5 protein-coding genes and 1 tRNA gene are annotated in these 13,713 nt (G+C 69.3%); 5 read left to right on the forward strand and 1 reads right to left on the reverse strand.

Annotated elements, in window-relative coordinates; translation table 11 throughout:
- Nucleotides 1-167 precede the first annotated feature (167 nt).
- Nucleotides 168-830, forward strand: a complete 663-nt coding sequence (locus tag ACFP2V_RS33045) for a DegT/DnrJ/EryC1/StrS family aminotransferase (RefSeq protein WP_381219004.1) — start codon at nucleotides 168-170, stop codon at nucleotides 828-830.
- A gap of 90 nt (nucleotides 831-920) precedes the next feature.
- A tRNA-Thr gene (locus tag ACFP2V_RS33050) sits at nucleotides 921-993 on the forward strand.
- Between the two features lie 61 nt (nucleotides 994-1,054).
- Here ACFP2V_RS33050 and ACFP2V_RS33055 read toward each other — a convergent pair.
- The gene (locus ACFP2V_RS33055; protein ID WP_381218966.1) at nucleotides 1,055-3,808 is read right to left on the reverse strand and encodes a SpoIIE family protein phosphatase; all 2,754 of its coding nucleotides are present in this window, start codon (nucleotides 3,806-3,808) and stop codon (nucleotides 1,055-1,057) included.
- A 440-nt stretch (nucleotides 3,809-4,248) separates the two neighbouring features.
- Here ACFP2V_RS33055 and ACFP2V_RS33060 point away from each other — a divergent pair, with 440 nt between their 5' ends.
- The 3 genes from ACFP2V_RS33060 to ACFP2V_RS33070 all read left to right on the forward strand — a co-directional run bounded on the left by ACFP2V_RS33060 (nucleotide 4,249) and on the right by ACFP2V_RS33070 (nucleotide 13,668).
- Nucleotides 4,249-9,732, forward strand: coding sequence for a HAMP domain-containing protein (locus tag ACFP2V_RS33060; protein WP_381218967.1), 5,484 nt, complete (start codon nucleotides 4,249-4,251; stop codon nucleotides 9,730-9,732).
- Between the two features lie 333 nt (nucleotides 9,733-10,065).
- On the forward strand, nucleotides 10,066-10,743 hold the full coding sequence (locus ACFP2V_RS33065; protein ID WP_381218968.1) for a response regulator: 678 nt from the start codon (nucleotides 10,066-10,068) through the stop codon (nucleotides 10,741-10,743).
- Between the two features lie 144 nt (nucleotides 10,744-10,887).
- Nucleotides 10,888-13,668 carry a DNA translocase FtsK gene (locus ACFP2V_RS33070; protein ID WP_381218969.1) on the forward strand — a complete coding sequence of 927 codons (2,781 nt, stop codon included), beginning with the start codon at nucleotides 10,888-10,890 and terminating at the stop codon, nucleotides 13,666-13,668.
- Nucleotides 13,669-13,713 lie beyond the last annotated feature (45 nt).

The raw sequence follows: 13,713 nt of genomic DNA on the forward strand, positions 1-13,713 counted from the left end.
CGCCGATGGTACTGCAGGGGGGACCCTGTGGGAGAGTAGGACGCCGCCGAACAATTCTTGAAAAGGGTTGGACCCCGAACTTCGGTTCGGGGTCCAACCCTTTTTTGTTCTGCGTCACTTGAAGTTCACGTTGCGCAACGAGCATCGTTCCCATGGGTACTGCTGCACTGCTCAGGGCCGCCGGTGTCGGAGTCGGTGACGAGGTGATCGTGTCCGCCTTCGGGAACGTGGAAGTTGCCGAAGCCGTCACTCTTGCAGGTGCGTTGCCGGTGTTCGCCGAGATAGATCCGGCGACCTACTGCCTCGCGCCGGCCGCTGTGGAAGCGGTCATAACCTCACGTACGGCGGCCGTCGTCGCCGTGCATCGCTTCGGCAGGCACGCCGACATCGCGCGGTTGCACGCTCTCGGACAGCGACACGGCCTGCTCGTGCTGGAACACGGGGAGTCCGAGGCTCCGTACGACGAGGTCGCCCGGCGCAGGGAGCGGGCCGCCTACCTCGACGCGAAGCTGCGGGGTGTGCGGACGCCCGACGGAGGCGCCGGGCACACCTACCAGCAGTACGTCGTGCGGATCCCCGGAAACGGACGACCTGACCGGGACGCCTTCGCACGAGCCGTGCGGGCCAAGGGAGTCGAGTGCAGGGTGCCGGTGAAGACACCTGTGCACCGGCTGCCGGAGTTCCGGCGGTGCGTGTCTCTGCCCGAGACCGAACGGGCTGCCGACGAGACGCTCGCCCTGCCCGTGGACGCCTCGTTGACCAAGCGGGACATGCAGCGCGTCGCGTCGGCGTGCAACGCGCTGGGCGGACTGCTGCAGCCGGCTGTTTGAACCGCGGCCGAGGACCAGTGGTTGGGAGCACGGGGCTGCTCAGGGTATGATCTACTCCGTTGCCAGGCGGGAAACCGCAGACGGCAACAGGCCCCTATAGCTCAGTCGGTAGAGCGTCTCCATGGTAAGGAGAAGGTCAACGGTTCGATTCCGTTTGGGGGCTCCGAACAGAAAGGCCCCGCCCTCCCGGGCGGGGCCTTTCCCATGTCCAGATCTGATCCAGCTCACTCCCGGTGAAGTCCCGGGACGCGCATGGCGAGGATCGCCATGTCGTCGGAGGGGGCGTCGGAGGCGAAGCGTTCCACTGCGCGCATGATGCGGGCGGCCACCGCGCCGGCGGTCAGGCCCGTACAGGTCGTCAGGACGTCGGCGAGACCGTCGTCGCCGAGCATGCGCGTGCCCTCACGGCGCTCGGTGACACCGTCGGTGACGCACAGCAGGACATCGCCCGGATCGAGCGTGACCGCCTGCTCGTACAGCTCCAGGTCCTCCAGGACACCGAGGAGGGGCTGGGGATCGGCCGCCGGTTCGACGGTGCCGTCCTGGCGCAGGCGCAACGGCAGCGGGTGGCCTGCGCACACCACCTTCAGGTCCGCGCTGCCGTCCTCCCGCGGGCGCAGCTCGCCGTAGAGCAGGGTGAGGAAGCGACTGCGGGCGCCCTCGTCGAGGATGGCGGAGTTCAGGCGCTCGAGGACCGCAGGACCGCTGAGGCCCTCGCGGGCCAGCAGCCTCAGCGCGTGCCGGGCCAGGCCGGTGACGGCCGCGGCGTTCGGGCCCGTACCGCAGACGTCGCCGATGGCGAAGCCGTAGGTGCCGTCGCTGATCGGGAACAGGTCGTAGAAGTCCCCACCGACCTCGTTGCCCTCGCCGGCCGCGCGGTAGATGACCTCGACCTCGACGCCGTCGATGTCGGGGAGCTCCGGCGGCAGGAGGCTGCGCTGGAGTGCCTGGCTGATGGCCGTGCGCTCGGAGTAGAGGCGGGCGTTGTCCAGGGCCAGAGCGGCCCTGCGGGAGAGGTCCTCGGCGAGTTCCAGGATCTCCTGGCGGAAGTGTTCGTCGGTCGGCTTGCCGAGCGTCAGCATGCCGATGACGCGGTTACGGGCGACCAGCGGGAGGACCACCGTCTCGCCACCGACCGCGGAGGCCGTGGTGAGGGTGGGGCCGATGCCGGAGGTGATCTGGCTGCCCGGACCGCTGGACAGACCCAGGCTGCGCATGGACGAGCGCAGGGCCGCCTGATGGGCCACCTCGCCGGGCGCCGACCAGACGCGGGCGCCGGGGGCGGGGACCGGATCGGGCGGGGCGATCTTCGAGAGCAGGGACTTGATGCCGTCGATGAGTTCCTCGTCCTCGTGCAGCACGTAGGAGAGGTACGGTTCGGATGCCTGGTCGGCGATCGTGTAGACGGCGCACCAGGTGGCCAGGGTGGGGACGGTCATCTGGGCCATGAGGGCCAGGGTCTGGTCGCGGTCCAGGGTGCCGGCCAGCAGGTCGGACGCCTCGACGAGGAAACTCAGCGAGCCCCGGCGCAGTCGCTCCAGCTCGCCCAGGCGGGCCGACTCGACGGCCAGGGCGATGCGGTCGGCGGCGAACTGGAGGCGTAGCGCCTCCTCGTTGGAGTACCGGCCGGCCCCCTCCGCGGCGACGCCGAGGGAGCCCGTGAGACGGCCCTCGACCTTGAGCGGGACCGTGACGACCGAGCGCATCCCGGTGCCGCTGAGGAGCGGGACCGCGCCGGGCAGGGAGGCGAGGTCGTCGTGGACGGCCGGCATGCGGGCGGAGCCGTAGCGCCCGGAGCCGGCCTCCACCGGGACGCGGGCGAAGCGTTGACGGGCAGAGGGCAGGCCGGTGGAGGCGCGTACCTCGAGTTCCGTCTCGTCATCGGTGGCGAGGAGCAGGAAGGCGGAGTCACCGTCGAGCATGTCGCGGGCGCGTTCCACCGTGCGCTGGAGGAGGCCGTCGAGGTCGTCCGGGGCGGGCGAGCCGATGAACACCTCGAAGGGGTCGGTGCTCTGGCTCTCGGAGGAGCCGGCCGAGTCGGCGGAGGTGACTCGCAACGGAGTCTGCAGGACCGCCCGTTCGTGGTCCCTGACGAGGAGGCACACGGTTGACGGATCGCCGTCCGTGTCGCGGACACGCAGGTGCGAGGCGTAGACGGAGATCACCCGGCCGCCGGCGTCCCGCACGCCGTAGCTGCCTTCCCAGCGGGAGAGTTGAAGCGCCTCCGCGATGCCGGTGCCGGTGCCGGGGGTGTGCGGCCAGGCGGCGAGGTCGGTGAGCGGCTTGCCGGTGACCTGGTCGGCCGTGTAACCGAAGAGTTCCTCCGCGTCTTCGTTCCAGGAGGAGATCGCGCCGATCCGGTCGATCTGCACGACGGCGACGCGGACCCGGGCGTCGGCGATCGGGAGGAGTTCGGACGGCAGCGCCGGCCCGGCCGAGCGGGCGCCCACCGGTCGGTCGGGGACGTCGAGTTGGAACCAGACGGTCTTGTGGGCGGGGGCGTACTCGACGCCCCAGCGGTTGGCCAGGGCCGCGCAGAGCTGAAGGCCGCGTCCGCCCTCGCGGTCGGGGCTGCCCATGACGGCGGCCGGGCCCTGAAGCGGGACCTCACGCTCCGGATACCGGTCGGTCACCTCGATCCGTACGCCGTCGTCGCAGCGCAGGCACAGCAGGTCGGCCCAGGTGCCGGCGTGGACCACGGCATTGGTCACGAGCTCACTGGTGAGGACCACGGCGTCGTCGATGATGTCGGCGAACCCCCATCCTTGGAGGGTGTCGCGGACGAAGGAGCGGGCACTCGCGACCGAGCGCCCGACGGGCTCGAAGCTGGCGGCCGCGCGCGCGGTGATCACAGAACTCCTCGACCGGTTCTCGACGGGCATGATTTCATGGCCGACCGGCTCGTGCCGCTGGTGCGGCAGGCCGCTCTTCGGCCGAGGGTCCGGGGGCTGTTCCCCCGGGATCAGTCCGGTGGTCATGTGTGCGGCCGCCCTCCGATGCCCGCTCGTCTCCGTGCCATCGCCCAGACCGGACGGACCGGTGTGGCTGGACAGCCGGATGCAAGGTTACTTACCTTCGCGGTCCGAGCGGATGCCGGTCTGCTGTGTTTCCGTCGGGAGGTGTCCGACGTCCAAAGGGCGTGCGGACGGTGTGTGAAGCTGCCGAACTGTTATGGCCTGGCTCGGCGGGGGTGAAACACTGGGCAGGCTGGTTGTTGCGAAGGCCGGACAGGGCGGGTGTCCTCCGGGCCGGGTGGGCGGCGGTCCGGGGTAGAGCTCTGGCAGGCAGGGCAGGTATCGCAGTGGTCACGCATATGCACGAGTAAGCAGAGCAGGCAGAAGCAGTCAGCAGTCACAGGTACACCGTGCGGTGGTACCCGAGCACAGCAGTAACGGTCGACCCCCGCGGGAGGGACACAGTGGAGTCTGGCGCAGCGACGCGGGGCACGAACACGCGCGCGAAAGGTGGACAGCCCCCTGGTAAGCAGGGCAGGTCCCGGGGCGGGACCACCATGGTGGACACCGCGGCCCTGAACCGCCTGATGACCGCCCTGGTGGCGATGCGGGACGGGAATTTCCGCAAGCGGCTCACGGTGTCCGGCGACGGCGCGATGGCGGAGATCGCGGCGGTCTTCAACGAGGTGGCCGACCGCAACCTCCATCTGACGGGTGAGCTGGCGCGGGTGCGGCGCACGGTGGGGCGTGAGGGGAAACTCACCGAGCGCCTGGAGACGGGTGCCTGTGAGGGCTCCTGGTCCAGCGCGATCGACAACTCGAACGCGCTGGTGGACGATCTGGTGCGGCCCGTCTCCGAGGTCAGCCGGGTGCTGTCGGCGGTGGCCGACGGTGATCTGTCACCGCGGATGGAGCTGCGGTCACAGCTGGGCGACGGACAGGGGCAGCCGCTGCGCGGCGAGTTCCTGAAGGTCGGACGTACCGTCAACAATCTGGTCGACCAGTTGTCGACCTTCACCGACGAGGTCACGCGGGTGGCCAGCGAGGTCGGCACCGAGGGCAAGCTGGGCGGTCAGGCCCGGGTGCGGGGCATGTCCGGTTCGTGGAAGGGCCTCACGGACTCGGTCAACACCATGGCGGAGCGGCTGACGGCGCAGGTGCGCGACATCGCGCTGGTGACGACGGCGGTCGCCCGGGGCGATCTGTCCCGCAAGGTCACCGTGCATGTCGAAGGCGAGATGCTGGAGCTGAAGAACACCGTCAACACGATGGTGGACCAGCTCTCGGCGTTCTCCTCCGAGGTGACCCGCGTCGCGCGCGAGGTGGGCACCGAAGGTGCGCTGGGTGGACAGGCGCAGGTGTCCGGCGTGGACGGCGTGTGGAAGGAGCTCACCGACTCCGTCAACACCATGGCCGGGAACCTGACGGCCCAGGTGCGCGGGATCGCGGAGGTGACGACCGCGGTCGCCAATGGTGATCTGTCGCGGAAGGTGACCGTTCCGGCACGTGGCGAGGTCGCGCAGCTGGCCGAGACGATCAACCAGATGACCGAGACGCTGAAGATCTTCGCGGATGAGGTCACCCGCGTCGCCAACGAGGTCGGCGCCGAGGGACAGCTGGGCGGCCAGGCGAACGTGCCCGGTGCCGCCGGTACCTGGAAGGACCTGACGGACTCCGTCAACACGGTGTTCCGGAACCTGACCACGCAGGTGCGGGACATCGCCGCGGTGACGACGGCGGTGGCCAACGGTGATCTGTCGCAGAAGGTCACCGTGGACGTGGCCGGCGAGATGCTGGAGCTGAAGAACACCGTCAACACGATGGTGGACCAGCTGTCCGCCTTCGGCGCCGAGGTCACCCGCGTGGCACGTGAGATCGGTGTCGAGGGCGAGCTGGGCGGCCAGGCGCAGGTGCCGGGGGCGGCGGGGACCTGGAAGGACCTCACCGACTCCGTCAACACCGCGTTCCGCAACCTCACCGGTCAGGTGAGGAACATCGCCCAGGTCACGACGGCGGTGGCCAACGGCGACCTGTCGCAGAAGGTCACTGTGGACGTGTCCGGCGAGATGCTCCAGCTGAAGAACACCGTCAACACGATGGTGGACCAGCTGTCGAGCTTCGCCGATCAGGTCACGCGTATGGCCCGGGACGTGGGCACGGAGGGGCGGCTGGGCGGTCAGGCCAGGGTGGACGGCGTATCGGGCACCTGGAAGGAGCTCACCGACTCGGTCAACTCGATGGCGTCCAATCTGACCGGCCAGGTGCGCAACATCGCCCAGGTCACGACGGCGGTCGCCCGGGGTGACCTGTCGCAGAAGATCGACGTCGACGCGCGCGGGGAGATCCTCGAGCTGAAGAACACCATCAACACGATGGTGGACCAGCTGTCGTCGTTCGCCGATCAGGTCACCCGGGTGGCGCGTGAGGTGGGCACGGAGGGCCGGCTCGGCGGCCAGGCCCAGGTGCCCGGCGTCGCCGGCGTGTGGCGCGACCTCACCGACTCGGTGAACGGCATGGCCGGCAACCTCACCGCGCAGGTGCGCAACATCGCCCAGGTGGCGACCGCGGTGGCCCGGGGCGACCTGTCGCAGAAGATCACCGTGGACGCCCGTGGGGAGATCCTCGAGCTCAAGAACACGCTGAACACGATGGTGGACCAGCTGTCGTCGTTCGCCGAGGAGGTCACCCGGGTGGCCCGCGAGGTGGGTACGGAGGGGATTCTCGGCGGTCAGGCCGAGGTGCAGGGCGTCTCCGGCACCTGGAAGGACCTCACCCAGTCGGTGAACGGCATGGCGAACAACCTGACCCTCCAGGTGCGCAACATCGCCGAGGTCACCACCGCGGTCGCCAAGGGCGATCTGTCGAAGAAGATCACCGTCGACGCCAAGGGCGAGATCCTCGAACTCGTCACCACCGTCAACACGATGGTGGACCAGCTGTCGTCGTTCGCCGAGCAGGTGACCCGGGTGGCCCGCGAGGTGGGCACGGAGGGGATCCTCGGCGGCCAGGCGCACGTGCCCGGGGTCACGGGCATCTGGAAGGACCTGAGCGACAACGTCAACCTGATGGCCAAGAACCTGACCACGCAGGTGCGGAACATCTCCGAGGTCTCGGCCGCGGTCGCCAGCGGTGATCTGACGCGGCAGGTCACCATCGAGGCGCGCGGCGAGCTGGCACAGCTCGCCGACACCATCAACATCATGGTGAGGACGCTGAGTTCGTTCGCCGAACAGGTCACCAAGGTGGCCCGCGAGGTGGGTACGGACGGCATCCTCGGTGGCCAGGCGCACGTACCGGGTGTGGCCGGTACGTGGAAGGACCTCACCGAGTCGGTGAACGGGATGGCGTCCAATCTGACCGGCCAGGTGCGCAACATCGCCATGGTGACCACGGCCATCGCCAAGGGCGACCTGACGAAGAAGATCGACATCGACGCGCGCGGGGAGATCCTCGAGCTGAAGACCACCATCAACACGATGGTGGACCAGCTGTCGTCGTTCGCCGAGGAGGTCACGCGGGTGGCCCGCGAGGTGGGCACCGAGGGCCAGCTCGGCGGGCAGGCACGCGTGCGTGACGTCGACGGAACCTGGCGGGACCTGACCGAGTCCGTGAACGAGATGGCGGGGAACCTGACCCGGCAGGTGCGTGCCATCGCACGCGTGACGACCGCGGTGACCCGGGGAGACCTGAACCTGAAGATCGATGTGGACGCTTCGGGGGAGATCAAGGAACTCCAGGACTCCACCAACAAGATGATCACCAACCTGCGCGACACCACGATCGCCAACAAGGAGCAGGACTGGCTGAAGGGCAACCTGGCCCGGATCTCCGCGCTGATGCAGGGCCGCCGGGACCTGGAGGACGTGGCCTCGCTGATCATGAGTGAGCTGACGCCCGTGGTCTCCGCGCAGCACGGCGCGTTCTTCCTCTCCCTGCCCCTGGTCGACGGGGAGGACGTGAGCGTTGCCGACGAAGACCAGTACGAGCTGCGCATGCTCGGTTCGTACGGCTACTCGCTGGGCTCCATGCCGACGTCGTTCCGGCCCGGTGAGGGGCTCATCGGGACGGCCGCCATGGAGAAGCGCACGATCCTGGTGGCGAACGCGCCCAGCGGTTACCTGAAGATCTCCTCGGGGCTGGGGGAGGCGCCGCCCGCCCAGGTGATCGTGCTTCCGGTGCTGTTCGAGGGGACCGTGCTGGGCGTCATCGAGCTGGCCTCGTTCACCCCGTTCACGCACATCCAGAAGGACTTCCTCAACCAGATCGCCGAGATGATCGCGACCAGCGTCAACACCATCTCGGTGAACACCAAGACGGAGTCGCTGCTGACGCAGTCGCAGGAGCTGACCGAGCAACTCCGGGAACGTTCGGCCGAGTTGGAGCAGCGGCAGAAGGCACTCCAGGCGTCCAACGCCGAGCTGGAGGAGAAGGCCGAGCTGCTGGCCCGTCAGAACCGCGACATCGAGGTCAAGAACACCGAGATCGAGGAGGCGCGGCAGGTCCTGGAGGAGCGCGCCGAGCAACTCGCGGTCTCCATGCGCTACAAGAGCGAGTTCCTGGCCAACATGTCGCACGAGCTGCGCACCCCGCTCAACTCGCTGCTGATCCTGGCCAAGCTGCTCGCCGACAACCCCGAGGGGAATCTCTCCCCGAAACAGGTCGAGTTCGCCGAGACCATCCACGGCGCGGGCTCCGACCTGCTGCAGCTGATCAACGACATCCTCGACCTGTCGAAGGTCGAGGCGGGCAAGATGGATGTCTCCCCGACGCGCATCGCGCTCGTCCAGCTCGTGGACTACGTGGAGGCCACCTTCCGTCCGCTGACCGCGGAGAAGGGCCTGGACCTGTCGGTGCGGGTCTCCCCGGAGCTGCAGGCCACGCTGCACACCGACGAGCAGCGGCTGCTGCAGGTGCTGCGCAACCTGCTGTCCAACGCGGTGAAGTTCACCGACTCCGGGTCCGTCGAGCTGGTCATCCGGCCGGCCCGCGACGATGTCCCGCAGGCCATCAGGGAGCAGCTGCTGGAGGCCGGTTCGCTGACCGACCCGGACGCCGACCTGATCGCGTTCTCGGTGTCCGACACGGGTATCGGGATCGCCGCCAGCAAGATGCGGGTGATCTTCGAGGCGTTCAAGCAGGCGGACGGCACGACCAGCCGCAAGTACGGGGGCACGGGGCTCGGGCTGTCCATCTCCAGGGAGATCGCCCAACTGCTCGGTGGCGAGATCCACGCGCAGAGTGAGCCGGGCCGCGGCTCGACGTTCACGCTGTACCTCCCGCTGCATCCGAGCGAGTTGCCGCCGCACGGCTACCCGCAGTCCATGCCGGCCCTGAAGAGCGGCGGCACTGCCGGGTCGGCCGATTCCCCCGGTGCGGCGGTGGAGGCACCGGCCGGGGTGACGTCGTACCGGGAGACCCAGAACGGTCCGGCCGCTCTGTTCCGGCGGCGCCGCAGGCCCCTGCCCGAGCTGGAGCAGCGGCCCGCGCCGCAGCAGCCGGAACAGTGGCCGGGCACGCCGGGCACGGAGCTGGAGCAGGATCCGGCGCCCCGGCCGCAGCGCACCATCCGGTTCGGCGGGCAGAAGGTGCTGATCGTCGACGACGACATCCGCAATGTGTTCGCGCTGACCAGCGTCCTCGAACAGCACGGCCTGTCCGTGCTGTACGCGGAGAACGGCCGCGAGGGCATCGAGGTGCTGGAACAGCACGACGACGTGGCGGTCGTCCTGATGGACATCATGATGCCCGAGATGGACGGATACGCGACGACGACGGCGATCCGTCGGATGCCGCAGTTCGCGGGGCTCCCGATCATCGCGCTCACCGCGAAGGCGATGAAGGGCGACCGGGAGAAGGCGATCGAGTCGGGGGCCTCCGACTATGTGACGAAGCCGGTCGACCCCGATCACCTGCTGTCGGTGATGCAGCAGTGGATGCGGGGGGTGTGACCGGGGTGCCCCGGGAGAGGGGGCGTGAGGGTGGCGCCCCGGGGCGTGCGATGGTGGAGGGGGCTTCGCCGTTCGCGTGGAACTGCTGACGCGGCGTGCGTGAAGTCGTGTAGAAGTACGGGATTCGGGGAACCTTCTGGTCTCGCTCCGCGTTTCTGCTATGTGCACAGTGACATCACGGTGACAGGGTGTGGTGACGGGCGGGGTGCGGCTACGATGACCGGCACAAGGACGGGCGGCGCAAGGGAGTCGTCCCCTGGGGCGGCACCCGCCGGTGCCCACCCAGGACCTGCGGACAGGGGAGGCCCCAAGCCGGGGCGAGGAGGGCGGGCCATGGTGCAGAAGGCCAAGATCCTCCTGGTCGATGACCGGCCGGAGAATCTGCTGGCGCTGGAGGCGATCCTCTCGGCGCTCGATCAGACGCTGGTACGGGCATCGTCCGGGGAAGAAGCACTCAAGGCACTGCTCACGGATGACTTCGCGGTCATCCTGCTGGACGTCCAGATGCCGGGCATGGACGGCTTCGAGACCGCGGCGCACATCAAGCGGCGGGAGCGGACGCGGGACATCCCGATCATCTTTCTCACCGCGATCAACCACGGCCCGCACCACACGTTCCGCGGGTACGCGGCGGGTGCGGTCGACTACATCTCCAAGCCGTTCGACCCGTGGGTGCTGCGCGCGAAGGTCTCGGTGTTCGTCGACCTGTACATGAAGAACTGTCAGCTGAGGGAGCAGGCGGCGTTGCTGCGGCTCCAGTTGGAGGGCGACGAGAAGGAGGCCGGGGAGCAGAAGGAGTCGGCCGGCCTGCTCGCCGAACTCTCCGCGCGGCTCGCGGCCGTCGAGGAACAGGCCGAGGCCCTGTCCAAGCAGCTCAACGACGAATCGACCGACGCGGCCGCAGTGGCCACGGCGGCCCATCTGGAGCGCAAGCTCACGGGGTTGCGAAGGGCGCTGGACGCACTGGAACCGGGTACGGGCGGCGCGTCACCGGTGCCGTCGCAGAACTGACCGACGGCGTGCGGGCCTTGCGGCTCATCCGGCACGGTTTTGGGTCGAATCCGCGTCAGTTCGGCGCCTCCGCGGCGGCGACACGAACGGGTGAAGCAGCTGGCACGCGTGTCCACCGGCGTCTCCACCGGTAACCTCACCCCCATGGCCTCACGTCCCTCCGCAGCCAAGAAGCCACCCGCGAAGAAGGCGGCTGCTTCCGCGAAGGCTCCGGCGAAGAAGGCCGCTGCCAAGAAGCCGCCCGCCAAGAGGCCGCCCGCCAAGAAGGCTCCGGCCAAGAGGGCCGCGGTGAAGAAGCCCGTGCCCCCGCCGGCTCCCAGTCCGACCGGCGGCGTCTACCGGCTCGTGCGCGCCCTGTGGCTGGGCCTGGCGCACGCCGTCGGAGCGGTCTTCCGGGGCATAGGGCGGGGCGCCAGGAACCTCGACCCCGCCCACCGCAAGGACGGCCTCGCGCTGCTCCTGCTCGGCATCGGACTCATCGTCGCCGCAGGCACCTGGGCCGACCTCGAAGGGCCCGTCGGCGACCTCGTGGAGATCCTGGTCACCGGCACGTTCGGTCGGCTCGACCTGCTGGTGCCGATCCTGGTCGCGGTCGTCGCGGTGCGCCTCATCCGGCACCCGGAGAAGCCGGAGGCCAACGGCCGTATCGTGATCGGCCTGTCCGCGCTCCTCATCGGTGTGCTCGGCCAGATCCACATCGCCTGCGGCTCGCCCGCCCGCAGCGACGGCATGCACGCCATAAGGGACGCCGGAGGACTCATCGGCTGGGGCGCGGCCACGCCGCTGTCGTACACCATGACCGATGTGCTCGCCGTGCCCCTGCTGGTGCTGCTCACCGTCTTCGGACTGTTGGTCGTCACAGCCACCCCGGTCACCGCCGTTCCGCAGCGGCTGCGGCTGCTCGGTACCAAGCTGGGACTCGTTCACGACCGTGAGCCGGAAGAGTTCGGCGAGGACGACGAGCGCTACGAGGAGCAGTGGCGCGAGGCGCTGCCCGCGAGCCGCCGAGGACGCGGACGGGCGCCCCAGGAGTACGGCCCCGACCTCGCGGAGCAGGAGGCGCTGTCCCGGCGCCGTGGCCGGCCGCGCAGGTCCGCGGTGCCCCAGCCCGACATGAACCGGCCGATGGACGCCGTGGACGTGGCCGCCGCGGCCGCCGCCGCCCTCGACGGCGCCGTCCTGCACGGGATGCCGCCCTCACCGATCGTCGCCGACCTGACCCAGGGCGTGCGTACGGGCGACCGTGAGCCGACCACCCCGACACCGGTGCCCGCCGCCCGCCCCCAGCAGGACGAGCCGAGGCCGGGCGTCAGGCAGAACGCGCCGAAGCGGGGCGGACGGGCCGGGCAGGACCGGGAGCGGGCGGACTCCGGCGTCCTGGACCTCACCAAGACCCCGTCCGAGCCCCGCGACCTCCCCCCGCGCGCGGAGCAGCTCCAGTTGTCCGGCGACATCACCTACTCCCTGCCGGCCCTCGACCTCCTCACGCGCGGCGGCCCCGGCAAGTCGCGCAGCGCCGCCAACGACGCCGTCGTCGACTCGCTCACCACCGTCTTCACTGAGTTCAAGGTCGACGCCCGCGTCACGGGCTTCACGCGCGGGCCCACGGTCACCCGCTATGAGGTGGAACTCGGCCCGGCCGTGAAGGTCGAGCGGATCACCGCGCTGACGAAGAATATCGCGTACGCCGTCGCCAGCGCCGATGTACGCATCATCAGCCCCATCCCCGGCAAGTCCGCGGTCGGCATCGAGATCCCGAACACCGACCGGGAGATGGTCAACCTCGGTGACGTACTGCGGCTCGCGGAGTCCGCCGAGGACGACGACCCGATGCTGGTCGCCTTCGGAAAGGACGTCGAGGGCGGCTACGTCATGCACTCGCTGGCGAAGATGCCGCACATGCTGGTCGCCGGCGCCACCGGTTCCGGCAAGTCGTCCTGCATCAACTGCCTGATCACGTCGATCATGATGCGGGCGACGCCGGAGGACGTCCGGATGATCCTGGTCGACCCCAAGCGCGTGGAGCTCACCGCCTACGAGGGCATCCCGCACCTGATCACGCCGATCATCACCAACCCCAAGCGGGCCGCCGAGGCCCTCCAGTGGGTCGTCCGCGAGATGGACCTCCGCTACGACGACCTGGCCGCCTACGGGTACCGGCACATCGACGACTTCAACCGCGCGGTGCGCGAGGGCAAGGCCAAATCGCCCGAGGGCAGCGAGCGGGAACTCCAGCCGTACCCGTACCTGCTGGTGATCGTCGACGAGCTGGCCGACCTGATGATGGTCGCCCCGCGGGACGTCGAGGACTCCATCGTGCGGATCACGCAGCTCGCGCGGGCGGCCGGCATCCACCTGGTGCTCGCCACGCAGCGGCCCTCGGTCGACGTCGTCACCGGTCTGATCAAGGCGAACGTGCCCTCCCGGCTCGCGTTCGCCACCTCCTCCCTCGCGGACTCGCGGGTCATCCTCGACCAGCCCGGCGCCGAGAAGCTGATCGGCAAGGGAGACGGCCTCTTCCTGCCGATGGGGGCGAACAAACCGACCCGTATGCAGGGCGCGTTCGTGACCGAGGAGGAGGTCGCCGTCGTCGTCCAGCACTGCAAGGACCAGATGACGCCCGTCTTCCGGGACGACGTCGTCGTCGGGACCAAGCAGAAGAAGGAGATCGACGAGGACATCGGCGACGACCTGGACCTGCTGTGCCAGGCGGCCGAACTGGTCGTCTCCACCCAGTTCGGTTCGACGTCCATGCTCCAGCGCAAGCTGCGGGTGGGCTTCGCGAAGGCGGGCCGGCTCATGGACCTCATGGAGTCCCGGAACATCGTCGGACCGAGCGAAGGTTCGAAGGCTCGTGACGTTCTTGTGAAGGCGGACGAGCTGGATGGCGTGCTCGCCGTGATCCGGGGGGAGTCTGAGGGGTAGGGATTCGGGACACAGTCGTCGCTCCGGCACACCCAGATGGCCGAT

The sequence above is a fragment of the Streptomyces incanus genome, assembly GCF_042656345.1.
GTDB classification, from domain to species: domain Bacteria; phylum Actinomycetota; class Actinomycetes; order Streptomycetales; family Streptomycetaceae; genus Streptomyces; species Streptomyces incanus.

Excerpts from the sequence above, each read along its gene's own strand:
- ACFP2V_RS33055 (WP_381218966.1), bottom strand. The coding sequence starts at position 3,808 with ATGACCACCGGACTGATCCCGGGGGAACAGCCCCCGGACCCTCGGCCG.
- ACFP2V_RS33070 (WP_381218969.1), top strand. The coding sequence starts at position 10,888 with ATGGCCTCACGTCCCTCCGCAGCCAAGAAGCCACCCGCGAAGAAGGCG.
- ACFP2V_RS33065 (WP_381218968.1), top strand. The coding sequence starts at position 10,066 with ATGGTGCAGAAGGCCAAGATCCTCCTGGTCGATGACCGGCCGGAGAAT.